At 64.6% G+C, this 23,878-nt stretch carries 22 protein-coding genes; 11 read left to right on the top strand and 11 right to left on the bottom strand.

Translation table 11 applies throughout. The features are described from left to right. Nucleotide 1: 1 nt before the first annotated feature. Nucleotides 2-1,090: an iron-sulfur cluster carrier protein ApbC gene (apbC, locus tag V6F88_RS14065; RefSeq protein WP_332610184.1), complete on the bottom strand. Its 1,089-nt coding sequence runs from the start codon at nt 1,088-1,090 to the stop codon at nt 2-4. Between the two features lie 101 nt (nt 1,091-1,191). On the opposite strand from apbC, the gene V6F88_RS14060 reads away from it, so the two are divergent. Together V6F88_RS14060 and metG are read left to right on the top strand one after the other, a co-directional pair. Next, the gene (locus tag V6F88_RS14060) at nt 1,192-1,467 is read left to right on the top strand and encodes a hypothetical protein (protein WP_006221752.1); all 276 of its coding nucleotides are present in this window, start codon (nt 1,192-1,194) and stop codon (nt 1,465-1,467) included. Nucleotides 1,468-1,669: 202 nt separating this feature from the next. After that, nucleotides 1,670-3,790, top strand: coding sequence for a methionine--tRNA ligase (gene metG / locus V6F88_RS14055; protein WP_332610277.1), 2,121 nt, complete (start codon nt 1,670-1,672; stop codon nt 3,788-3,790). Between the two features lie 83 nt (nt 3,791-3,873). On the opposite strand, the gene V6F88_RS14050 is transcribed toward metG, so the two are convergent. The 3 genes from V6F88_RS14050 to V6F88_RS14040 all read right to left on the bottom strand — a co-directional run bounded on the left by V6F88_RS14050 (nt 3,874) and on the right by V6F88_RS14040 (nt 6,140). Beyond that, complete coding sequence (locus tag V6F88_RS14050; protein WP_332610183.1) at nt 3,874-4,611, bottom strand: sulfurtransferase; 738 nt, start codon at nt 4,609-4,611, stop codon at nt 3,874-3,876. Between the two features lie 114 nt (nt 4,612-4,725). Further along, nucleotides 4,726-5,523 (bottom strand): META and DUF4377 domain-containing protein, encoded by a 798-nt coding sequence (locus V6F88_RS14045; protein WP_332610182.1) that lies wholly within the window; start codon nt 5,521-5,523, stop codon nt 4,726-4,728. A gap of 86 nt (nt 5,524-5,609) precedes the next feature. After that, nucleotides 5,610-6,140 (bottom strand): META domain-containing protein, encoded by a 531-nt coding sequence (locus V6F88_RS14040; protein WP_332610181.1) that lies wholly within the window; start codon nt 6,138-6,140, stop codon nt 5,610-5,612. A 306-nt stretch (nt 6,141-6,446) separates the two neighbouring features. Between V6F88_RS14040 and V6F88_RS14035 the strand changes: the two genes are divergently transcribed. Continuing rightward, complete coding sequence (locus V6F88_RS14035) at nt 6,447-7,613, top strand: acyltransferase family protein (RefSeq protein WP_332610180.1); 1,167 nt, start codon at nt 6,447-6,449, stop codon at nt 7,611-7,613. Here the strand turns inward: V6F88_RS14035 and V6F88_RS14030 are convergent. Next, on the bottom strand, nt 7,594-7,959 hold the full coding sequence (locus V6F88_RS14030) for a helix-turn-helix domain-containing protein (protein WP_332610275.1): 366 nt from the start codon (nt 7,957-7,959) through the stop codon (nt 7,594-7,596). The genes V6F88_RS14035 and V6F88_RS14030 overlap by 20 nt on opposite strands. A 646-nt stretch (nt 7,960-8,605) precedes the next feature. On the opposite strand from V6F88_RS14030, the gene V6F88_RS14025 reads away from it, so the two are divergent. Further along, on the top strand, nt 8,606-9,418 hold the full coding sequence (locus V6F88_RS14025) for a winged helix-turn-helix domain-containing protein (RefSeq protein WP_332610179.1): 813 nt from the start codon (nt 8,606-8,608) through the stop codon (nt 9,416-9,418). A 440-nt stretch (nt 9,419-9,858) separates the two neighbouring features. Then, nucleotides 9,859-11,070: a voltage-gated potassium channel protein gene (kch, locus tag V6F88_RS14020; RefSeq protein ID WP_332610178.1), complete on the top strand. Its 1,212-nt coding sequence runs from the start codon at nt 9,859-9,861 to the stop codon at nt 11,068-11,070. Between the two features lie 3 nt (nt 11,071-11,073). Here kch and V6F88_RS14015 read toward each other — a convergent pair whose 3' ends face one another. After that, entirely contained in the window at nt 11,074-12,693 is a 1,620-nt protein-coding gene (locus tag V6F88_RS14015; protein WP_332610177.1) for an EAL domain-containing protein, read from the bottom strand. Nucleotides 12,694-12,955: 262 nt separating this feature from the next. Between V6F88_RS14015 and V6F88_RS14010 the strand changes: the two genes are divergently transcribed. Both V6F88_RS14010 and phbB read left to right on the top strand, forming a co-directional pair. Beyond that, a complete protein-coding gene (locus tag V6F88_RS14010; protein WP_332610176.1) occupies nt 12,956-13,423 on the top strand; it encodes a hypothetical protein in 468 nt (155 codons plus the stop codon). Beyond that, nucleotides 13,413-14,159 carry an acetoacetyl-CoA reductase gene (phbB, locus tag V6F88_RS14005; protein WP_332610174.1) on the top strand — a complete coding sequence of 249 codons (747 nt, stop codon included), beginning with the start codon at nt 13,413-13,415 and terminating at the stop codon, nt 14,157-14,159. The genes V6F88_RS14010 and phbB overlap by 11 nt, the downstream gene beginning before the upstream one ends. A 48-nt stretch (nt 14,160-14,207) precedes the next feature. On the opposite strand, the gene V6F88_RS14000 is transcribed toward phbB, so the two are convergent. Next, nucleotides 14,208-14,882, bottom strand: coding sequence for a GntR family transcriptional regulator (locus tag V6F88_RS14000; RefSeq protein ID WP_332610173.1), 675 nt, complete (start codon nt 14,880-14,882; stop codon nt 14,208-14,210). Between the two features lie 389 nt (nt 14,883-15,271). Here V6F88_RS14000 and V6F88_RS13995 point away from each other — a divergent pair, with 389 nt between their 5' ends. The 4 genes from V6F88_RS13995 to V6F88_RS13980 all read left to right on the top strand — a co-directional run bounded on the left by V6F88_RS13995 (nt 15,272) and on the right by V6F88_RS13980 (nt 19,333). Further along, the gene (locus tag V6F88_RS13995; RefSeq protein ID WP_332610172.1) at nt 15,272-16,708 is read left to right on the top strand and encodes a cytochrome ubiquinol oxidase subunit I; all 1,437 of its coding nucleotides are present in this window, start codon (nt 15,272-15,274) and stop codon (nt 16,706-16,708) included. Nucleotides 16,709-16,712: 4 nt separating this feature from the next. Further along, nucleotides 16,713-17,720, top strand: coding sequence for a cytochrome d ubiquinol oxidase subunit II (gene cydB / locus V6F88_RS13990; RefSeq protein WP_332610170.1), 1,008 nt, complete (start codon nt 16,713-16,715; stop codon nt 17,718-17,720). Then, entirely contained in the window at nt 17,720-17,857 is a 138-nt protein-coding gene (locus V6F88_RS13985) for a DUF2474 family protein (protein ID WP_332610168.1), read from the top strand. The genes cydB and V6F88_RS13985 overlap by 1 nt, the downstream gene beginning before the upstream one ends. 63 nt (nt 17,858-17,920) lie before the next feature. After that, complete coding sequence (locus V6F88_RS13980; protein ID WP_332610167.1) at nt 17,921-19,333, top strand: aminotransferase-like domain-containing protein; 1,413 nt, start codon at nt 17,921-17,923, stop codon at nt 19,331-19,333. A gap of 34 nt (nt 19,334-19,367) precedes the next feature. Here V6F88_RS13980 and V6F88_RS13975 read toward each other — a convergent pair whose 3' ends face one another. The 4 genes from V6F88_RS13975 to tcuA form a co-directional block, all read right to left on the bottom strand. Next, entirely contained in the window at nt 19,368-19,970 is a 603-nt protein-coding gene (locus V6F88_RS13975) for a WG repeat-containing protein (protein ID WP_332610166.1), read from the bottom strand. A 124-nt stretch (nt 19,971-20,094) separates the two neighbouring features. Continuing rightward, nucleotides 20,095-21,072: a Bug family tripartite tricarboxylate transporter substrate binding protein gene (locus V6F88_RS13970; protein ID WP_332610165.1), complete on the bottom strand. Its 978-nt coding sequence runs from the start codon at nt 21,070-21,072 to the stop codon at nt 20,095-20,097. Between the two features lie 84 nt (nt 21,073-21,156). After that, nucleotides 21,157-22,422, bottom strand: coding sequence for a tricarballylate utilization 4Fe-4S protein TcuB (gene tcuB / locus V6F88_RS13965; protein WP_332610163.1), 1,266 nt, complete (start codon nt 22,420-22,422; stop codon nt 21,157-21,159). Next, on the bottom strand, nt 22,419-23,825 hold the full coding sequence (tcuA, locus tag V6F88_RS13960) for an FAD-dependent tricarballylate dehydrogenase TcuA (protein WP_332610162.1): 1,407 nt from the start codon (nt 23,823-23,825) through the stop codon (nt 22,419-22,421). Before tcuA ends, tcuB begins: the two co-directional genes overlap by 4 nt. Nucleotides 23,826-23,878 lie beyond the last annotated feature (53 nt).

Here is a 23,878-nt window from a genome sequence, read left to right as displayed (position 1 = left end):
GTCAGGTCGGCTGCTGGACGACGATAGACGGGAATTTTCCGGCCATATCGCGCGGTAGCGCGGCCACCCCGGCGGCCAGCTTGCGGGCGATACCACGATAAAGCCCGGCGGCTTCGCTCCCGGCGTCCGACACCACGGTGGGCTTGCCGGCGTCCGTCTGTTCGCGGATGGCAAGCGTCAACGGCAGGCTGCCCAGCCAGGGCGTCTGATACTGCTCGGCCATGCGCTGGCCACCGCCTTCACCAAAAATGTGTTCGGCATGACCGCACTGCGAGCAGATGTGGATGGCCATGTTTTCGACCACGCCCAGAATCGGCACTTCAACCTTCTGGAACATGCGCAGGCCCTTGCGGGCGTCCAGCAGCGCGATGTCCTGCGGCGTGGTAACGATGACGGCGCCCACCACCGGCACCTTCTGCGCCAGCGTCAGCGCCACGTCGCCCGTACCGGGAGGCATGTCGACGATCAGGTAATCCAGGTCGCGCCAATTGGTCTGGCGCAGCAGTTGTTCCAGTGCCTGCGTCACCATCGGGCCGCGCCAGATAGCGGGCGAATCGGCGTCGATCAGGAAGCCGATGGAGTTCGCCTGCAAGCCGTGGCCCGTCAGGGGTTCCATGCTTTTGTTGTCCAGGCTTTCCGGGCGGCCGGAAATGCCCAGCATCGTCGGCACGCTGGGGCCATAGATGTCGGCGTCCAGCACGCCCACCTTGGCGCCCTCGGCCGACAAGGCCAGCGCCAGATTCACGGCGGTGGTGCTCTTGCCCACGCCGCCCTTACCGGACGCGACCGCGATGATGTTGCGCACATTGGGCAGCGGCTTCAGACCTTTCTGCACCGCGTGGGCCGCAACCTTCCAGGTAATGGTGATGCGGGCATCGGGCGCGCCGGCCTGGGCAAGCGCAGCGGCCGCCACGGCGGCCACCTGTTCCCGCACGCCGTCCGCGGGGTAACCCAATTCCAGGGTGACGGCCACGCGGCCGCCCGTCAGGTCGATGTCACGATCTTTTACAGAAACGCCCAGATCCAAACCCGTGTTCGGGTCGCGCGCCGCGCGCAAAGCGGCGCGGATGTTTTCTATCGTTATACTCATGTCACTATGGTTCCGTAGGCAGCGCGGCTTCTGCGGGCCGCCGTCCCCTAAAGGATAGCGGATACGCGGGAACCTTTCGCTGCGTTTTGCATCCGACCTTCATGACCAACACACTTATCCGCTTCTTCCGTGCCGTCCTTTTCGCCGCCCTGGCCTTGATCGGTATGGCGATGGCGCTGGTCTTCATGCTGTCCACGGCGCTTGCCGTGGCGATCCTTTACGTGGTCGCCAAGGTGCGCGGCAAACCTTTCGGCGTCCGCGCCTACTGGAGCCAGCGCCAAGGCGCCCGACCGGGACCCTTCCAGACCGCCACCGCCCCCTTCGCCACGCAGCCGCGTGGCGATGTGATCGACGTCGAAGCCCGCGAAGTCCGCTAACGTCGGCATGACGTAAACGCTTGCGCCGCGTGCGGCGCAAGCTTGCCGTTGCCCTTGCCCTCGCGCGGCACGACCGCCCGGTCTGCCGGTGCCGGGCACTGCCAGCGCCTGCCGGCCGTCACCCATTCCAACCCGCCCGAATCGCGCCTGTGCGATCGGCGGGTTGTGTCGTTATCGGGCCGCGCCGGGGCAAGTCCCCGCCATTGTCCTAAAATGGCCCGCCAAACCCTTTTTCCCTCCACCTCTGTCGACAACCATGTCTCGCACCCTATTTGTCACCACAGCGCTGCCCTACGCCAACGGATCCTTCCACATCGGCCACATCATGGAATACATCCAGGCTGATATCTGGGTGCGTTCGATGCGAATGGCGGGCCACACGGTGCATTTCGTGGGTGCCGACGACGCGCATGGCGCGCCGATCATGTTGAAGGCCGAAAAAGAGGGCATCACGCCGCAGGCGCTGGTGGCTCGCTATGCCGCTGAACGCCCGCAGTACCTGAACGGTTTCCACATCCGTTTCGACCACTGGCATTCCACCGATTCGGCGGAAAACGTCGCGCTGTCGCACGACATCTACCGCGCGCTGCGCGAGCAGAACCTGATCGAAACGCGCTCCATTGAACAGTTCTATGACCCCGTCAAGGGCATGTTCCTGGCCGACCGCTACATCAAGGGCGAATGCCCCAAGTGCCACGCCAAGGACCAATACGGCGATTCCTGCGAGGTGTGCGGCGCCGTGTATGCGCCCACCGAACTCATCAACCCGTACTCGGCGCTGACCGGCGCGACGCCCGTGCTGAAGTCGTCCGACCACTTTTTCTTCAAGTTGTCGGACCCGCGCTGCGTGGAATTCCTGCAGCAATGGACCACCGGCTCCAACGCCAACGGCGGCAAGCACTTGCAGCCGGAAATGCTGGCCAAGACCCGCGAGTGGCTGGGCGCCGAAGACGGCGAGGCCAAGCTGGGCGACTGGGACATCTCGCGCGATGCGCCCTACTTCGGCATTGAAATCCCCGACGCGCCGGGCAAGTATTTCTACGTGTGGCTGGACGCACCGGTCGGCTATCTGGCGTCGCTGAAGTCGTACTGCGCGGTCAAGGGCCTGGATTTCGACGCCCTGCTCGACCCCAACGGCACCACCGAACAAGTGCACTTCATCGGCAAGGACATCGTGTATTTCCACGCGCTGTTCTGGCCCGCCATGCTGAAGTTTGCCGGGCGCAAGACGCCGGACGCGGTCAATGTGCACGGTTTCATCACCGTCAGCGGTGAAAAGATGTCCAAGAGCCGCGGCACCGGCATTTCGCCGCTGCGCTATCTGGAACTGGGCATGAACGCCGAATGGATGCGCTATTACATCGCGGCCAAGCTGAACGCCCGCGTCGAGGACGTGGACTTCAACCCCGAAGATTTCATCGCCCGCGTCAACAGCGACCTGGTCGGCAAATACGTCAACATCGCCAGCCGCGCCGCCAGCTTCATCACCAAGCATTTTGACGGCGTGCTGGGCTATTCCGGCGACACCGCCGCGTTGTCGGCCGAATACGCCGAACAGGCCGAATCCATCCGCGCCGCCTTCGAGGCGCGCGAATACAACCGCGCCATCCGCGAAATCATGGCCTACGCCGACCGCATCAACCAGGCGTTCGACACGGCGCAGCCGTGGGTACTGGCCAAGGGCCTGGCCACCGCCGACGACGCGCAAAAGGCCGCGTTGCAAGACATCTGCTCGCGTTCACTGGCCGGCTTCAAGGCCTTGTCCGTGATGCTGGCGCCGGTGTTGCCGTCGCTGGCCGAGCGCGTGGCGCTGGAGCTGTTTGGCGCGCAGGCGCCGTTTACCTGGGCCGATGCCGCCGTGCTGCCGCAGCGCGTGGCGCCCTTCAAGCACCTGATGCAACGCGTGGAACCGCAAATGCTGGAAGACCTGTTCGAACCGCCCGCCGCCCCCGTCGTTGTGCCCGGTGGCGAGCCCGTCGCCGAGACCATTTCCATCGACGATTTCGCTCGCGTCGACCTGCGCATTGCGCAGATCGTCAACTGCGAACACGTCGAAGGCTCGACCAAGCTGTTGCGCCTGACGCTGGACGTGGGCGAAGGTCGCCACCGCAACGTGTTCTCGGGCATCAAGTCGGCCTACAAGCCGGAAGACCTGATCGGCAAGCTGACCGTCATGGTGGCCAACCTGGCGCCGCGCAAGATGAAGTTCGGCGTGTCCGAAGGCATGGTGCTGGCCGCCAGCCATGCGGACGAATCCGTGGACGCCGGCATCTATGTACTGGAGCCCTTCCCCGGCGCCAAGCCCGGCATGCGCGTGCGTTGATCGGCGCATCCGTCTGACGAAAAAAAGCCCGCCGGGTAGTAAATGGCGGGCTTTTTTTTTGCGTCAGACGCCCCGGGCCAGGGCTACGGCTGGGTGGGCGCCAGCTCCGGGTCCAGCGAATGGCGTTCGTCAAAGACGAAGCATTTGCCGTCATACCCCACGCCACCGGTTTCCTCGAAATACTTCAGGATGCCGCCGTCCAACTGATATACGTTTGGAACGCCCGCCTCGTTCATGTAGATGGCGGCTTTTTCGCAGCGGATGCCGCCCGTGCAGAAGCTGACGACCGTCTTGCCTTCCAGTTCTGCGCGATGGGCCTGTACGGCGGCCGGAAACTGCGTGAAGCGCTCGATGCGCCAATCGATGGCGTTCTTGAAAGTGCCTTCATCAACTTCAAACGCGTTGCGCGTGTCCAGCATGACGACCGGGCGGCCGGCATCGTCGGTGCCCTGCTCAAGCCAGCGCGCCAGCGTCTTGGCGTCCACCCCCGGCGCACGGCCTGCTTCAGGGCGAATGGTGGGGTGATCCATGCGGATGATTTCGCGCTTGATCTTGACCAGCAGCTTGCGAAACGGCACGCCTTCGCTGTGGCTGAATTTCACTTCCAGATCCGCAAAGCGCGCATCGGCGCGCAGCGTTTGCAGAAAGGTATCGATGCCCTCGGCGGCACCCGCCAGGAACAGGTTGATGCCTTCTTCGGCCAACAGGATGGTGCCCTTGAGCCCGCAGTCGCCCGCCACCGTCAGCAGGTGGGCGCGCAAGTCGGGCAGAAGATCCAGGGAAACGAATTTATAGGCGGCGATATTGACAACGGCAGTCATGGCAAAGCAGTGCAAAGCGGTGGGCGAAGCCCGTAATAGTAAACGCTGAGCAGCTTGCCCCGCAGCGGCCAACGCCGTGCAGGCCACGCCGCCCAGCGCCCGGATTGATCCGCGTCAACGGCTGACGACTTCCTGCTCGATCACCGCGTCCAGCACCCAGCGCACGGTTGAAGCGCCCGGCGGGGGGGTCGGGTCAGTCACTTCAACCACCCGCAGGCGGTAACGGATGCCCGGCTGAAACTGAAAGCCCGTAATGTCGCCATACCAGTATTGCCACGGCTGCGAGGCGCTGTCGCGCACCTGATAGCACAGGGCGCGGCCGGCGCCCCCGTCGCAGGGCACGCGCTCGGCATTCACATAGACCAGCTTGGTCGGCCCGGCTTGCCCGCCCGCCACCGGGTCCACGCGCCGGCCAAAGTCCAGCGTATCGCCGCTGGCAAGCACCCACGTCATGCGCTGCGGGTTGTTGGTGTTGTCCAGCGACGTCGCGGTGACGCGCGTCAGGCCGGCCAGAAAGTCCTGCTCCAGCTTCATGTTCCGCGGCGCGCACGCCATCATCGTGGCGACGGGATTCGCCTGCACGATCAGTTGGCCGTTGGCGACGGTATAGGGCGCGTTGTATTGGTTGCAACCCGCAAAGCCCGATATCCGCGGCGCACCCTGCACATGCACGAAGCTCACGGTCAGCGGACGCGAATTCGACGTGGGATGCGGAATTGTCCGCAGGCCGCCGCCAGGCAAGGTCCAGCGCGCCAGGTCCCAGCTGGTTTGCGCCAGGACGTCGGATTTCGACGCCGGTTGAAAGCGCGGGTCTTGTCCGTCGGCCGCGCGCGGGGACGGGCCGGCACAGGCGGCCAGCGCGATGGACAGCGCGCACGGCGCCATCCAGCGCAAGGAAGCAATAAAAGGCATTAGCGGTCTCCGGAAATCAGCCAGCCACGCCGCGCCGCCGCGTCATGCAGGGCGTGGAACGGCCACATTATCGCGCCGCCAATCGTTTAGGGCGTGGGGGGATCCTGGCGGCGTTCAAATTCCAGCACGTCGCCGCCGCGCAGGTTGAACGTCAGATGCCGGGGCGCGCCGCCGCTGTCCAGCGTGAAGGTATCGATGGCGGTCAGCCCGCGCAGGTAGTCGGCTTCAAGCTTGGCGCGTTCGGGCGGCACGCAGGCCATGCGCGTGGTGGCCGGCGCGTCGATGAACAGCTTGCCGCTTTGCAGCTTGTACGAACCCATATAGCGGTTGCAGCCGGAAAAGCCGTTGACGCGGTACTGCTTGCCTTGCGCCAGAAAGGTCAGTTGCACCGGCTCGCCGTTGTCGCCGTGGGGGATGTCGCGCTGGGCGCCGCCCGTCTGGGTCCAGCGCACCAGTTCCCAACTTGTCTGGGCCAGGGAATCGGCGCTGGTGGCGGCATTGGCCGCGGCGGCGCCTTGCGGGCGCGCGCCTCCGGTGGACCCCGCGCAACCCGCCAATGCCACGGCCAGCAAACCTGCGCAAAGTAGCTGACAACGCGAAGACAGAGGGCTAGGCATGAATAGGTCTCCTAAAGGTTTCACAGCCCCAACTGTAACCGGCACAGGCCTGTAACGTCCTGCTCTCTAAACCCTACAGCCGTATCCAAAAGCAGCACGAAAGTGCCTCGTCCATCACGCCGAAGATGCAGGGTGCTGCATCGAATGCCGCATGGCGGCGCCTTCGGCCGACGCGCAGAATCAGTCCAGACCTCGCATCTGGCCACCCTGGCAGCACAGGGTAAAGAAGCCGATCGCAACGTAACGAACGACGCATGCGTCGGCCGCTTCTGGCCGTCCATAAAAAGATTAACGGGAGACACGGCGATGGGCTTTTTGAGAACTCTACTGGCGCTATCAGTGGTGCTGGATCACCTGGGCGGCGGCTATGCCGATCATCTTGTCGGCGGCCGCCTGGCGGTGCAGCTTTTCTACGTGATTTCAGGCTTCTTGATTTCATACGTGCTGACCGCCACGGACAACTACCAGGGCGCCACGGGCAAGTTCTACGCCAATCGCTTCTTGCGCCTGTTCCCCATCTATCTGGCGGTGGCCGGCCTGACCCTGCTGGCGCATGTATTAAGCGGCGGCGCGTTCTTCCGCTTCTATGCAGCCCTGCCGTTTTCAGCCGACCTGTTCCTGGTGCTGTCCAACCTGTTCATCTTCGGACAGGACTGGTTGATGTTCTTCGGCATCGAACATTCGGCGCTGGCGTTCACGGGCAGCTTCGCCAATAGCGAAGTGCCGCTCTACCAGGGGCTGCTGGTGCCGCAGGCCTGGACGCTGGGTGTCGAAATGAGCTTCTACCTGGTCGCGCCCTTTGTATTGGGATCGCCGCGCAGGCTGTTGGCCCTGCTGGCCGCATCGTTGGCGCTGCGCGGCGTCTTGATCGTGACCGGCATCGGCGTGACGGATCCCTGGACCTATCGATTCTTTCCCACCGAACTGGCGTTGTTCTTGATCGGTTCGCTATCGCACCAGGTACTGCTGCCGCGCTTCAAGGCCTGGACGCGCCGGTTTCACCGGCTGCCTGAAGCGGGCACCGTGGCGCTGTTCATCTACACGCTGCTGCACTTTTCCATCGGCATCAATCCGACGGTGCGTGATGGGTTGGCGGTGCTGCTGTTTGCCGCGCTGTTGCCGCTGGCTTTTCTGTTCCAGTCGCGCCACCGCCTGGACAAGGCCATCGGAGAACTCAGCTATCCCATCTATATCTGTCATTCGTTGGTGATTCTGTTCTTCAGCTGGCTGCTGAACGACGTTGAAATGCACCAGCCCATGCTGTTCTCGGCGTTGGTAGTCGCGGGCTGCATCGGGTTTTCGGCGCTGTTGAATGGCCTGGTGGCGGACCCTGTGGAACGCTTGCGCAGCCGCCTGCGCCGCAAGCCGCAATTGGGCGAGGCCATGCCCGCGCCGGACCCGCATCGCCGCCCGCAAAGCGCGGTGCCGCCCAGCCCGGCGCAACCCATGGGGCCTATTCGCCGCGTGCCTTGATGTAGGCGGCAAGCACGAGTTCGATCTGCCGCTTTTCCTGCGAGCTCAAACGTGAATAGGTAGCGTAGGACACCGATTCAAAAGGCCATGCGGGTGGTACCGGCAGCTCGCCAACATGGTCGTTGGCCACGGATGGCTCGGCATAGCCGGAGCTAAGCATGGGCCCTTCGCCGGTGCTGAGCCACATCGGGCTGACCCGCAGGGCGCGGGTCAATTTGATTAGCGCATCGCTGGAGGGCTGCTGGCGCTGCCCGCTTTCGTAGTTGCCGATAGCGCTTTGCGACAGGTTGCTTGCGACCGCCAAGTCCTTTTGAGTCCATCCCTGAAGCATTCTTGCGTTGCGCAGACGATGGCTAAACGTGTCCAATCGATCAACCTGAGACATTAATATGAAATTATTTATTTGATTAAAACATCTCAACACTGGGGCCAAATAAACGGATTGCACCCCAATTTCAGGGTTAATCCGTAAATCGCAATATGCGCGTGCTTGCCTGCCGCGTGAGCCGGCGCCGGCACGGCTTTATCGAGTCGGTCACACCTGAAAAAACCCAAGCTGGCCAGCCACTTACCGCAATAATCCGGCGTGCGCGCAAAAGGGTAGTCGCACCGGGGTACAACCCGCAAGCCCGACGTTAAAGCCGCCCGAGTTTATGGGCAATTCCGTATGCAAAATAGAAAATAATGTATCGGTAATACTTAATAATCATGGGATACAGGGGCACGAAGTCATGGCAGCGCCGCCCTTTCCGGCAGTGAAGCCCGGGCTTCTCCGTTACCATCAGAAACTACAGAAACGTATCTTCACAAAAAAACACGCCCGTGTTTAAATGAAACACGGGCGTGACTTCAAGGCGGCATAGTCCTCGCCGCCGGCGGCCAGCATCGAACAGGAAACCGGCCGAAACCCGTGCCCACATTCAAAAAAACACCGCCAGACGGTCTCGTCATGGCGCGACGCTCCGTGCCGCGCCGGCTCATTGGAAGCATCAATGAATAACACGCTGGATGTCATTTTCCTTGGCAATGACGATGCCAAGCACGCCAGGCTTGTGGATGCCTTGTCTCATCTGGGTTTCTGCGTACGCCGTTGCCATGACTTGATCGACGTCTACGACCGCTATTCCCGCCGCCCCAGTCCGCTGGTCGTGCTGGACGCGCCGCTTTCCGACATCCACAACGCCGCCGTACGCTTGCGCGCGGTTGACCGCGGCCTGGGCATTGTGGCCATCGCCGCCTTTGCCGACGCCGAAAGCCGGATCCGGACGCTGCTTTGCGGCGCGGACGCCTGCCTGCCTCCCGATGTGACGGGGCTGGAGCTGGCCGCGGCATTGCAGGCGCTGGTGCGCCGCGCCGTGGGGCTGGACGGCATGGAAGCCCCGGCGGACACGCACGCCGAAGAACCGGCGCAGGAAACCTGGCGCCTGGCCAACAAAGGCTGGACGCTGATCAGCCCCGCCGGCCGCACACTGGGGTTGACCACCGGCGAACGCGATTTCCTGTCGCGGCTGGTGACGGCGCCCGACCGCAAGATCAGCCGCGACGCGTTCTATGCGGATGGCGCCGACGACGCGGACAGCGGCATCACTCGCCGACGCTTCGTCGACGTCATGATCAGCCGCTTGCGACGCAAGGCCGCCGCCAATCAAATGACATTGCCGATCCGGGCCGTGCACGGCTGGGGCTATATGTTCGCGGCGGATATCGCGCTGGATCCGGACTATCGGGCTTCGGGCGAGGACAGCCGGCAGGACGGGCTGGAAGAATGGGGCCGCGAGACCGAAGACGCCGGCGCGGCAAACTGATCTGGGCGCAACGCCCATGGCGCGTTCAGATTGAACGGGCGAAAAAAACGCGGCGCTGCCCCCGAGAGGTAAGACGCCGCGCTAAAACAACACGTGAACCCGGAGTCATCAGCCGGCACTGATGCCTTCTACCTGGATCACGCGATTCCAACATTCGTGCCTCATACTGCTCACGCACGGTCCGACCGTGAACTTTTGCGTGGTCTCTAGTCCCCGCACAAGCTGCAACGTGATCAACGCCTGGGTGCTTGTCGGCCCCGACTTCTGGCTGACTTTCACCCGTATCAGCGGTTTTCCCACTTGGATAGCCGCGTGATGAACGAAGTTTATGACTTGGCACCCGAATCCAGTAATTCTTTGTTGATAGCCTTCTATACCTATTTGATATAGCGCAGCCCTTTGTGTCATCGTCCTAAAATGCGGACTAAAGGACAGCTCCAATGCCGCCAACCTCTGTGTCGCTGATGCGCCTGCACAAGAAAGTGCTGGCGGTGTTTCCCCCCAACTGGTGCCTGGCCATCCTGGTTGCGCTGGACGGCTATGCCTTCATGCACCCCGTGCTGCGCGAAGTGCGCGCGCGCGAATATTCGTTCTGGCTGGCGCTGGACAATTGGCATGAAGTGATGCGGGTGGTGGGCCTGCTGGAAATCCCCCGCCTGGTGCTGGGCGTGGGCCTGCAAGTCATTGCCATCGGCCTGATCCTGAAGGCGCGCATCGCCTGGGCTTTCTCGCTGGTGCTGCTGATCGGCATCGGCACCTTTGCGATTCTTGGCGACAGCGGCCGCGCGGGGCTGGGCATCTACACGATGGTGCTGGTGATCGCGCTGGTGGTGTATTGGCGCCGCTTTGACCGCGCGAGCGTGACGGCGGGTTCGCTGTTCGCGCTGGTCAGCGTGATGTCCCTGTTGATCTACGCCGTCTTCGGCACGCTATACCTGGGCGAAGAATTCAACCCGCCCGTCAAGGACGCGGGCACCGCGTTCTACTTTTCCATCGTGTCGATGTCGACGGTGGGCTATGGCGACATCACGCCGCACAGCACCACCGCCAGGCTGTTCACCGCGTCGATTATCATCCTGGGCATTACCGTGTTTGCCACGTCCATCAGCGCCATCGCCGGCCCGGTGATCGGCGGCAACTTGAAACGGCTGGTCAAAGGCAGGTTTTCCACCGCCATGAGAAAAAACCACATCATCATCGCGGGCGCAACGCCCTTGGCGCTAAGCGTCTACGCCGGATTGCGCCGGCGCGGCGACGAAGTCACGGTGATCGTGCCGGCGGGCACGCCGCATGAATACCCCGCTGCCACCGATTTGATCGAAGGCGACCCGTCAAGCGTGGACGTGCTGCACAACGCGGGCGTCGCCCGTGCGCGCTATGTGCTGGCGCTGCGCGACGACGACGCCGAAAATGCATTCATCGTGCTGGCCGCCAAAGAAGCCACGGCGCAGGGCGGCGCCAAGACGGTGGCGCTGGTCAACACCAGCAAGCACCTGGAAAAGATCCGGCGCGTGCAGCCGGACCTGGTGTTCTCGGTGCAACTGCTGGGTGCCGAATTGCTGGCGCGCGCCATCAACGGTGAACCCATGGACGGTCAGGCCATCACCGACCTGTTCTTCGCCAAGGCAGAGCCGCGGGCCAAAGCGTCCTGATCGTTACGCCGCCGTCGCGCCCGGCGGCTCCTCCTGCGCCAACACGCCGGCCGCCACGCCACCGGACGATGGCGGCGCCGCCCCCGGCGGCGAGTGCTTTGCGTACCAGGGGATGAATTCAGCGGACGGCATCGGCCGCGCAAACAGATAGCCCTGGATGAACGCCACGCCGCGCGCCGTCAGATAGTCGAACTGCACCTGCGTTTCAACGCCCTCGGCTACCACCGCCAGATTCAGCCGATGCGACAAGGTGATGATCACGTCCAGCACGGGCGCCTCTTCACCGGTCGGCAGAATCGATTGCACAAAGCCCTTGTCGATCTTCAGGTAGTCCACCGGAAACTTCTGCAGGTACGACAGCGAGCAATGTCCCGTGCCGAAATCGTCGATCGCCACGCGCACGCCCGCCGCCCGCAACGCATCGATGTTGCGGCGCGCCTGGCCGCTGTCCTGAATCAAGCTGCGTTCGGTGATTTCCAGCACCAGCAGCGGCCGCCGCGCGGCCACATTAGCCAGGAACGCCTGCATGTCAGGCACCAGCAGGTTGCTGGACAGGTGCTCGGGCGCGATGTTCACGCCGATGTGAAAGTCCGGCGGCGTGCGCCACGTTTGCAAATCGCGTTCAATCAGCCTCAGCAGGTGCTGGGTCAACGGGATGATCATGCCCTCGGCTTCGGCGGCTGCAATGAAGATGTCCGGCCGCACGAAACCCACGCCGGGCCGGTTCCACCGCATCAACGCTTCCACGCCTTCGCACTGCCCGGTCAGCTGCCCATACACCGGTTGGTAATGCACCTGGAACTCATTGGCCAGCATGGCGCGGCGCAACTGCTCTTTGAACGACAGGCGGTTCAGCTGGAGGCGATACGCCGCAAACGCCAGGCCCGCGCCGATCAGCAAGGTGGCCGGCAGGTAACTCAGCAACAACTGCTTCCAGGCCTGCATCAGGCTTGCCGTGGGCGCCCTGACGTTGATCGCCAGCGCGACCCGCCCGTTGTTGCGCGTGATCTCGTCATACACGGGCTGGATGCCGGCGTCGTCTTCATTCCAGGAATCGCTGTGTATGGGCGCGCCCTTGCCCACGATCAGTTCGATACGGTAATCGCCCAAGGTGCCGACGGCATTCAGCAGGTCCAACACGTAGCGGCCGTCAAGCGCGACCGCGCCGCTAAAACCCGGCGCGCCGGGCTTGCCCAGCAAAATTGCTGGGCGATCCGGCGCCAGCGGCGTACCCGCCACCGAAAACAACCACCGATCGGGCGTGCCGTCGATGGGCCATTTGCGGAAATCGCCCAACTCGAAATCCACCTCGCCGACGACCGACGAACAATAGATGTGGCGATCGTTGGCCAGCACCAAGGCGCGGAAATACGGATTCAGCGTGCCCCAGCGGCGCAGTTGCGGCAGCACCTGGGCACAGGGCCGCGGCGTCAGGTCGGCCACCTGGTCCAGCACCGGCCAGGCTTGCGCAAGCATGTTCTCGATCTGTACGCGGACGATGTGCGCGGCGGCTTCGGCCTCGGTGCGCTGCTGCTTTTTGGCGTGGATCCAGGTACCCGCCAGGCACAGTAGCGCGGGAAGCACCAGGGCAAGCGCCACCGGCAGGTACCGCCAGGACGGCACGCGAACCGTTATTCCTGATGTGGTCACAACTGCCTCGCTGAATAGTCGGTGCAGCGCCAGTGCCGCTTCGACGCATGACACACCAAGCCCGGGGTAACGTCAAGTTACTTCGCAGGCACAAATACACGGCGCACGCGGGCTGGTGCTGCCGGTCCGCGCTGGGCTATTGTTGACCCACGCCATCCCATGGCGCTGCCGCCACTTGCCCCGACGGCTTACAGGACTGATTCGTTACCCCTTTCCACTTTGACAAGGACGGATGATGAAGAAACCTACTGCCCCCATGCCCCAGGGAATTGCTGGCGCCAATGCCGCCTACTACCAGCGATTGACTCAACTTGCCCAGGAGAGCCAGCAGCGCTGGATCGAACTGGGCCGCAACCTGGCTGATCAACACACCGCTAACACACTGTCCACGCTCGCCCCGCTGCAACAAGGCGGCGATTGGCAATCCCTTGCGCCGGCGTTGGGCGAGATCACCCGCAAGCAATGGCAATCCCAGCTGGAAGCCAGCCAGGCCATCACTCACGCCGCGCTGCAAGAGCACGCCGCGCTGACCGCCGGCCTTGGTGAAGCAATGAGCGGCTGGTTCAAGCTTGCCACCGGCGGTGGCATCGCGCCGGCGCCTTTTCCCATGACGCAGATCTGGTCCGCCATGTCGGAGCAGATGTCCGCCGCATGCGCCGCCATGCGCGATGCCAACCAACCAGGGGGCCGCCATGACGGCTAAACGCACCGCGCTTGTCACCGGCGGCTCGGGCGGCCTGGGCCAGGCCATCGCCCTGGCGCTGCACGATGCCGGCCACGACGTCATCGCCACCTACCACTCGAACGAGGGCGCCGCCCACGCCTGGGCCGAACAAGAAGCCTCGCGCGGACGCCGCTTTGCGCTGTACCAGGTGGACGTAGGCGACTACGCATCGTGCCAGACGCTGATGCGACGGCTGGACCACGACGGGCGCCAGATCGACATCCTGATCAACAATGCGGGCATCACGCGCGATGCCCGTTTGCGCAAGATGAGCCTGGAATACTGGAACGAGGTCATGCACAGCAACCTGGATTCCATGTTCCACATGACGCAGCCGCTATGCGGCGGCATGGCAGACCGTGGGTGGGGCCGCATCGTCAACATTTCTTCGGTTAACGGCAGCAAGGGCGCGTTTGGCCAGACGAACTACGCGGCGTCCAAGGCGGGCATCCACGGCTTCACCAAGGCGCTGGCGCTGGAGCTGGCCGGCAAGGGCGTCACCGTCAACACCGTATCGCCGGGCTATCTGGACACCCGCATGGTGCAGGCCGTGCCCGAAGACGTGTTGAAGGAAAAGATCCTGCCGCAGATACCGGTCGGCCGCTTGGGCCAACCCGAGGAAGTGGCGGCGCTGGTGGCGTTTCTGTGCGGCCCGCACGCGGGCTTCATGACCGGCGCCAACGTCGCCATCAACGGTGGCCAGCATATGTGCTGATCTGATTGCGGCACCACCGGCCCGCCCGGCGCAGCCCGGCGGGCCTTTTTAATCGTCCTCCCGCATGCGGTACATGGCGACCAGGTTTTTCTTGGTCTCGATAATGTGCGTCTCCACCAGACGCGCGGCCAAGACGCCGTCTTGCTGGCGGCAAGCTTCCAGGATGCGGGCGAGGTCCGTCAGAAGACCTTCCTTGCCCCTTGCCTGCGACATCGTCTCGTGCGTGTACCGATCGGTGTTCAGCCCGTACTCCTCGATCAGCCGACGCAGTCGCGTGTTGTTTGCCGGCGCGCAAAGCGCCAGGTGGAAACGGCGGTTCAGCTCGGCCCATTCCGACACCGAATCAGCCTCGTCGTAAGCCTTCAAAATGGCTTCCAACGCGTCCAGGTCGGCGCGCGCCATGTTCGGCACGGCCGCGCGCACGGCATAGCCTTCCAGCGCGATGCGGATGTCCAGCAGTTCGCAGATCTGGTCCACGTCCATGTGGATGACAACCGCGCCCCGGTTCAGGCGATACGCCACCAAACCCTCGGTTTCGAGCTGGCGCAGTGCTTCGCGCACCGGAATCCGGCTGGCCTGGAATCGCGTGGCCAAAGCGTCCTGCTTGAGCGGCGTGCCCGCGGGCAAGGAGCCCGTCAGGATTTCGTAGCGCAGCTGATCGCGGATCCGATGTGGCAAGGCCTGGGCTTTTGCGGACGTGCCCTTCGTGTGGGGGATGCTCATGACTCTCGGGTATCTCGGGCGCGCGGGCGGCGCAACCAACAGCGGCCTGCGGCGAACGTCGATGAAAGGGGATCCAACGGCGGGCTCCCATCGTAGCCGAATGAACTCGAATGGGTCGGCACGGCCGGACCCGACGCGCCGCGCCTGCCCCGCCCGCCGCCCATCCGGCCCGATGGATTCCCCGGCGACCGGCCTGAGCCGCTTATCGGGGCCATGCACGCCGTCCGCGCGATGCCCTGGCGCAGGCCCCAAACGCTTGCCTTGCCTGGGTTTATCCGCCGCCGCATTCAAACTGATCCGCTTTTTTATTCGGTTTCTGAATCTGTACTGCATCTTGCTGCGGATCTACCGTTCGTCAGGTAGGACACCCGTTTATCAGGAAGACCGCTATGCATGGCGACGCGCTATTGCTTGCCCGAATACAGTTCGGGTTCACCATTTCATTCCACATCGTTTTTCCCGCCATCACGATCGGCCTGGCCAGTTACCTGGCCGTGCTGGAAGGCTTCTGGCTGCGCACGGGCAAAACCGTCTACCGCGACCTGTATCACTTCTGGACCAAGATCTTTGCCGTCAACTTCGGCATGGGCGTGGTGTCGGGCCTGGTGATGGCGTACCAGTTCGGCACCAACTGGAGTTTTTTCTCGGACTTCGCGGGCAGCGTAACGGGGCCGCTGTTGGCGTACGAAGTGCTGACCGCCTTTTTCCTGGAAGCCGGCTTCCTGGGCGTGATGCTGTTCGGCTGGACACGCGTGGGGCCGGGCCTGCACTTTTTCTCGACCATCATGGTGGCGCTGGGCACGCTGGTGTCGGCCACGTGGATCCTGGCGTCAAACAGCTGGATGCAGACGCCCGCCGGCTACCAGATTCTGGACGGGCGCGTCGTGCCCACCGACTGGCTGGCCGTGATCTTCAATCCGTCGTTTCCGTATCGCCTGGCGCACATGGGCATCGCCGCCTTCCTGGCGACCGCGTTGATGGTGGGCGCCTCGGGCGCGTGGCACTTGCTGCGCGGCGATCGCAGCCCCGCCGTGAAGAAGATGTTCGCCATGGCCATGGGCATGCTGCTGCTGGTGGCGCCGCTGCAAGCGGTGGTGGGCGACTTCCATGGCCTGAATACCCTGAAGCACCAACCCGCGAAGATCGCCGCCATTGAAGGCCATTGGGAAAACGAACCGGGCGCGGGCGTGCCGCTGACGCTGTTCGGCATTCCCGACATGGAGCGCGAAGAAACGCGCTTTGCGCTGAACGTGCCGCGCCTGGGCAGCCTGATCCTGACGCATAGCTGGGACGGCCAGTTCCCCGGGCTGAAGTCGTATCCGCCCGAAGACCGCCCCAACGCCACCGTGGTGTTCTGGTCGTTTCGCATCATGGCCGGGCTGGGCATGCTGATGATTCTGTTGGCCGGCTGGGCGCTATGGACCCGCTGGCGCGGGCGTCTGTACGAGTCGCGCGCGCTGCAACGCTTTGCGTTGTGGATGGGGCCGTCCGGCATTGTCGCGATGCTGGCCGGCTGGTACGTGACCGAGATTGGCCGCCAACCCTGGATCGTCTACGGCGTGATGCGCACGGCCGACGCGGCCACGCCACATGGCGTCGGCGAACTGACGTTGACACTGGCCTTGTTCGTGGCGGTCTACCTGCTGGTGTTCGGCGCCGGCGTGTCGTACATGCTGCGCTTGATCCGCATGGGGCCCAGCCCCGCCCCCGGCCACGCGCCGCTGTCTGGCGGCCCGGGCGAACCGCGCCAGCCGTCCCGCCCGCTGTCCGCCGCGTCCACGCTGGCGGGGGTGGAACCCGCGCCGCACAACCCTTCCGGAGTCTGACGCCATGGGCATCGACCTTGCATTGATATGGGCCGTCATCATCCTGTTCGGCGTGATGATGTACGTGGTGATGGACGGCTTTGACCTGGGCATCGGCATCCTGTTTCCGCTGATCCGCAACCGCGACGAACGCGACGTCATGGTCAACACCGTGGCTCCCGTGTGGGACGGCAACGAGACCTGGCTGGTGCTGGGCGGCGCGGGGCTGATGGCGGCGTTTCCGTTGGCGTACTCGGTGATTCTCAGCGCGCTACACCTGCCGCTGGTGTTCATGCTGCTGGGGCTGGTGTTTCGCGGCGTGGCATTTGAATTCCGCTTCAAGGCCGACGAACATCATCGGCCTTATTGGGACCTGGCCTTTGTCTTCGGCTCGGTCACCGCCACGTTCTTCCAGGGCGTGACGCTGGGCGCCTACATTGAAGGTATTACGGTGGTGGGGCGCGCCTATCACGGCGGCGCGTGGGACTGGATCAGCCCGTTCTCGCTGTTCACAGGCGTAGGGCTGGTGGTGGGTTATGCCTTGCTGGGCTGCACCTGGCTGATCATGAAAACCGAAGGCCGGCTGCACCGCCACATGTGCGATATCGCACGGCCGCTGACGCTGACCCTGCTGGCCGTGATCGCGGTGCTTAGCGTGTGGACGCCGCTGGCGCAGCCGCGGATCGCGCAGCGCTGGTTCAGCCTGCCCAATATGTTCTGGTTTTTCCCGGTGCCGGTGCTGGTGGCCGCCGCCGGCTTCGAGCTGATCCGACGCGTGCGCGCCATGCCCGCCGCCGGGCCGTTCATGCTGTCGCTGGCGCTGGTGTTCCTGGCCTATACCGGTCTGGGCATCAGCATCTGGCCCGCCATCATTCCGCCTGACGTCTCCATCTGGACGGCTTCCGCGCCGCCGCAAAGCCAGGGTTTCGCACTGGTCGGCGCGCTGCTGATCATTCCGATTATCCTGGCCTACACGGCCTGGTCGTACTACGTATTCCGCGGCAAGGTCCGCACCGGCGAGGAGTTCCATTGATGCGTATCTGGACAACATCTGCTTGGCCCCGCCGTCTGCTGTGGCTGGCGCTGCTGTGGGCCGCCAGCGTCGCCACCTTGGGCGTGGCGGCCTACGCGCTACGGCTTCTGATGCGCGCCATCGGCATGTCGACATGACCGCGCCCCATCACCACCGCGCCACCCACCCCGCCCCCCTTCCCCCTTTAAAACGACACCGCCATGAAGCGCTATGAACGTCTGACCGAAGACATCACCGCCTCCATCCGTTCCGGCTTGCTGCAAGTGGGCGACCGGCTGCCGTCGGTGCGGCAGACCAGCACCAGCCGGGGCGTCAGCCCCTCAACGGTGTTCAAGGCCTATTACCTGCTGGAAGCGCGCGGCCTGATCCGCGCGCGCGATCGGTCCGGCTACTACGTGCTGCGCGCCCCGCACGCCGGGCTACCGGAGCCCGACGCCCTGTCCAGCGCCACCGCCGGACGCCACCCGGTGGACGTCAGCGACAATGTGCTGAAGGTGCTTAACGCCACCTTGCGCCGCGACATGGTGCCATTTGGCTCCGCCTTTCCCAGCCCCTCGCTGCTGCCCTACGCGCGGCTGGGCAAGTTCATGGCGTCGGCAGCGCAGCGGCTGGACCCCTGGGGTTCCATTGACGACCTCAGCCCGGGCGACGCGGCGCTGCGCCGCGCCATTGCGTTGCGCTATCTGGCCGATGGCCTGACGGTGCCGGTGGACGACATCATCATCACCAACGGCGCGCTGGACGCGCTGAACCTCAGCCTGGCGGCGGTGACCCAGCCAGGAGATGCGGTCATCGTCGAATCCCCCACCTTCTACGCCGCGCTGCAATCGCTGGAACGCAACCATCTGCACGCCATTGAAGTGGCCACGCATCCGCGCGAAGGCATCGACCTGCAAGCACTGGAACATGCCATCGTGCAGCACCGTCCGCGTGCCTGCTGGCTGATGACCACGTTTCAGAATCCGCTGGGCAGCCTGATGCCCGACAGCAAGAAGGAAGCGCTGGTCAAGCTGCTGACGCGCCACGGCGTGGCGCTGATTGAAGACGACGTCTGCGGCGAACTGTACTTTGGCGAACACCGGCCGCGCCCGGCCAAGGCGTTCGACAAGGAAGGCATCGTGATGCATTGCTCGTCGTTTTCGAAGACGCTGGCGCCGGGTTATCGCGTGGGCTGGGTGGCCGGCGGACGCCATACCCGGCAGATCATGCGCAACAAGCTGACCACCAGCCTGGCCACCGCCGCGCCCACCCAGGCCGCCATCGCGGCCTATCTGGAAAAAGGCGGCTACGACCGCCACCTGCGGCAGTTCCGGCAGGCGCTGGCCTTGCAGCAGGGCGAACTACTACAGGCCGTGGCGCGCTACTTTCCCAAAGGCACGCGCGCCACGCGCCCGGCCGGCGGCTACTTCGTGTGGGTAGAGCTGCCCGAGCATATCGACACGCTGAAGGTGCATCGGGCGGCATTGGATCACGGCATCAGCATTGCGCCGGGGCCGTTGTTTTCGTCATCGGGCGCGTTCGGAAATTTCATGCGCCTTAACCACGGCCACCCCTGGAGCGTCGACATGGAACAAGGCATGGTGACGCTGGGCAAGCTGATGGCTGGCGGGTAATGCGGCGTGCCGGTTGAGAACTACCGGCAGGCGCTCAGCGCCGCGTGTCGGCGCCCGCGCGCGCGGCTTCGACGTCCTGCATCAGGCTGGCTGCTTCGTGACGCAAAGGCATCACCACCCGGCCTTGGCGGTCGATAGCGCCCCATTGGCCGCCCGCCATGTAGTAGTGCTCGCCCCCGGCGGTAAGGACCTTGCGGCAGCCTTCGCATACCACGGCCAGCCCGCCGTCAAAGCGGTCGACCCAATCGTAAGGCGTCGTGATGACGCGATTGAGTTGGGCGTCGTAAAACGCCATGCCGCCCGACCACGGCCCGCGCGTCAGCCCGTCTTCAAAGTCGTCGGCGAAATTGTCGTACGTGACCACGGCCACGGACTTGCCGTCGGGCCGTACCCATCGCCATGACCCGTGCGTGTATGCAGGCGACAAGCCGTCCGCATTGAAATCCATGCGAGCCAGCGCCTGGGCAGCGAAGGACAGCGTGTCGCCGTCAACGCGCGCGCAATGGTCGTCGGATTCCAGCGTGCCGCCTTCCTGCTTGGCGGCGTACAGGCATTGCAAGGGATAGGACGAAGCCGGGTCGGCGGCAGGGGCGGCGGGCGCGGCAGCCAGCAGGGCAAGCAACAGGGTCGTCAACATGGCGGCGATCCTAGCATGCTGGCCGCAACCCGCAAGCCCCGGCGTGCGGCCCGCGCCGGGAAGGCCAGGCTGTGAATCGCGGGCGCTATCGGCGGCCCGACGGCCCGTATCCGCCCCCGGTGCGTCAGTTCGCCGTCGCGCCTGAATCCTTCACCGCTTTTGCCCAGGCCGCGATCTCGCTCTGGATGAACGTGCCGAACGCGGCGGTGTTCAGGGTGGACGCGGCGGCGCCTTCTTCCATCAGGCGTTGCTTGACCGCCGGCGCGGCCAGCGCACCGCTTAACGCCGCGTTCAGCTTGTTGACCACGTCGGGCGGCGTGCCGGCCGGCGCAACCACGCCGTGCCACGACACCGCCTGGAAGCCGGGCAGGCCGGATTCAGCCATCGTCGGCACGTCCGGCATGGCCGGCGAACGCGCGGGCGAGGTCACCGCCAGCGCGCGCAGCGTGCCCGCTTTCACGTGCGGCAACACACCGGGAATGGTGGTGAACATGAAGTCGATCTGACCGCCAATCAGATCCGTGATGGCTGGGCTGCCGCCCTTGTACGGTACGTGCGTGAATTGCAGCTTGGCCGCGCTTTTGAACATCTCTCCGGCCAGATGGCCGGGCGTGCCGGCGCCCGCCGACCCCATGTTGGTCTTGTCGCCCTGCGCGCGTATGTACGTGATCAGTTCCCGCACGTTGGCGGCCTTGACGTTGGGGCCGATGACCAGCACGTTGGGCACCGTGGCCAACAGCGTGACGGGCGTGAAGTCCTTCACCGCGTCATACGAAATGCGCGAGTACAACGACGGGTTGATGCCATGCGTGCTGGCCGTCGCCAACAGCAGCGTGTAGCCATCCGGCGCGGACGAGGCCACCTGCTTGGCCGCGATGGTGCCGTTGGCGCCGCCCTTGTTGTCGATGACGATGGTCTGGCCCAGCGTCTTGGCCGCCTCCGCCGCGACCGTGCGCGCCAGGATGTCCGACGTGCCTCCGGCGGAATGCGGCACCACCAGCGTGATGGGCTTGGTCGGAAAGGATTGCGCGTGCGCCACCGGCAACGCCGGCAGCAAACAGGCGGCCAGCGCAACGCGCGCCAGCAGTCGGGGTTGGATCATTGAAGTCTCCTCGTTTGTAATCGGATGCGGCGCCCTCGGCGGGGCGCCGTCATGCCCGCGTGGCGCGGGTGGGGTCGGGTCAGATCAATCGGCACCCAGTTGCAGCTTGTTCGGCTGGCGCTTTTCGATAGACCATTTCAGCAGCGCGGCCGAGCGGTAGATACCGTGCGCGAACTTGCCGTAGGGCAGCGTCAGGAACAGCGCCATCACCACGCCCAGGTGTATGGCCAACAACAGCGCCATCGCTCCGCCATCGCGCCCGGCCAGCAAGGCCAGCCCCGTGGCGCTGGTCAGGAACAGCAGCACGATGAAGCCGCGATCCATCGGCTTTTGTGCCGCGTCGCCCTGTAGCGGATGGCGCTTGATGTTCAGCCACAGCAAACCCGCCGGCCCGATCAGCAAGCCGATGCCCCCGGCCGTGCCCAGCAACACCGGCGCGCTCAGCAACGGATACGGCGCCTGCTGGTTCAGCAGATAGTGGTACAGCGTGGCCACGCAGGTGGCCGCAAAGCACAGCATGAAGCCGTAGAAAGTGAAGTGATGAAAACGCCGCCGCCACAGCGTGAACGCATCGTCGGCGTTGTTGCAGCCCTTGCCGTGGCCGCCGTCCAGATAGCGCAGGCGCAGCGCATCGTGCGCAGCCTCGGCCACCGCCGCGCCGGATGCCGCCCCCGGGCTGACGTTGCGCCAGAAGCGCGTGACGCCCACGCCCAAGGCCAGCATCGAAAAACCGAACACCACGCCGAACATCAGCGCCAGCGTGTTGTGCGGGAACACGGCGTAGAAATTGCCGGCCATGGGTTCATGGAACAAGCCGCCCGCCATCAACACCGCCAGCACCAGGAACAGCGCCAAGCCGGCGGCAGTGGCCAGCGACAAGGCCAGGCCGTTGCGCTTGTATAGCGAGCCCAGCGCGGCCGGCCAGGCGTAGTCGGTGTAGGTCTGCACCCGCACCTTGGCCATCGCCTGCGGCACGTTCACCGCGAATTCATGCGGCGGCGCGTACTGGCACGCGTGCAGACAGGCGCCGCAGTTGTGGCACAGGTTGGCCAGGTAGTTCAGGTCGGCCTTGCCAAATTCCAGGCGGCGCGTCATGGCCGGGAACACCGCGCAAAAGCCTTCGCAATAGCGGCAGGCGTTGCAGATCTGCATGACGCGCGCCACTTCGGTTTCGTCTTCGGTCAACGCGTCCGCCTGCGGCTTGGCGTTCTTGCCGCGCCACTGGACGGGGTGTTCGACCATGGCGGCGGGCATCGCGGGTTGCTCGGCCACGGCGGGGCCGCCGGGCGTCGATGCATGCGGGGTGGAAAACGACTGGGCCTCGCGGGCCAGGGCTTCAAGCTGCTTCATGTCGTGCTCTTTGCAAGGGTCTGGGCGCGCGCGGCGGCGGCGGCCCGGGTGCCGGCAATGCGGCCAAACGCCGTGCCGATGGACATGCCCACGCCGGCCGTATAGCCCTTGCCCAGCACGTTGCCGGCCATCATTTCGCCGGCCACGAACAGGTTGTCGCTGGGCACGTCGTTAAAGCGCACGGCGGCGGTGTCGTCCACCTTCAAGCCCAGATAGGTAAAGGTGATGCCGGGGCGCAACGCGTAGCCGTAGAACGGCGCGGTGTCGATGGGACGCGCCCAATGCGTCTTGGCGGGTGCAATGCCTTCTGTGTGGCAGTCGTCCAGCGCGGTGTGGTCAAAGGTGCCGACGCGGCACGCGGCGTTGTAGTCGCGCAAGGTCTGTTCAAAGGTTGCGGGGTCCAGCCCCAGCTTCTCCGCCAGTTCGGGCAGCGTGTCCGCCTTCACGCCAGGAAACACGGGCGGCATGAAACGGCCGATGGCCTTGGCGTCGATGATGGAATAGGCGATCTGCCCGGGCTGCATGGCGGTCAGCCGGCCCCAGATGGCATAGCGCTTGGGCCAGAAGTCTTCGCCTTCGTCGTAGAAGCGCACGGCGTCGCGGTTGACCACCACGCCCAGCGACACGCAATCGATGCGCGTGCAGATGCCGCCGTCGTACAGCGGCGCGCGCGCGTCGATTGCCACGCAGTGCGATTGCGAGGGGTCGCCGATGCCGTCCGCACCGGCGTCCAGCATGAATTTCAGCAGCACGCCCATGTTGAAGCGCGTGCCACGGATCAGGAAATTGTCGGCCGGCCATTCGCCGCGTTCGTTCTGGCCCCAGGCCTCGCGCAGCCATTCGCGGTTGGACTCGAAGCCGCCCGCCGCCAGCACACAGGCGCGCGCCTCGATGCGTTCGTCTCCGATGCGGGCAGCCTTGAAACGGCCGTCTTCCAACTCCAGCGCATCGACCGGCGCGTTGTAGCGGATCTGCACGCCCAGCGCTTCGGCGCTGCGGTAATACGCGTTCATCAGCGCTTTGCCGCCGCCCATGAAAAAGGCGTTGGTGCGCGCCACATGCAGCGCGCCCGACAGCGGCGGCTGAAAGTTCACGCCATGGCGGCGCATCCAGTCGCGGCACGTGGACGATTCGCGGATGACCAGGCGCGCCAGATGTTCGTTGGTCTGCCCGCCCGTGACTTTCAGCAGGTCTTGCCAGTATTCCTCTTCGGGATAGGCGTCGATCAACACGTCTTGCGGCGCATCGTGCATGCAGCGCAAATTCCGCGTGTGCTGCGAATTGCCGCCACGCCATTCGCGCGGCGCGGCTTCCAGCAGCAACACGCTGGCCCCGGCCTCGCGCGCCATCAGGGCCGCGCACAGCGCCGCATTGCCCCCTCCCACCACCAAGACGTCCACCATGCCATCGTCCCCAATTGAATGGGCTGACTGTACTGACGGGGCGGCGTCCGCGA

The sequence above is a fragment of the Achromobacter sp. ESBL13 genome (assembly GCF_036668755.1).
In the GTDB taxonomy this organism is placed as follows: Bacteria; Pseudomonadota; Gammaproteobacteria; order Burkholderiales; family Burkholderiaceae_B; genus Achromobacter.
The sequence above is the reverse complement of the archived record's forward strand: the minus strand, read 5'-3'. Positions and strand labels throughout refer to the sequence as shown.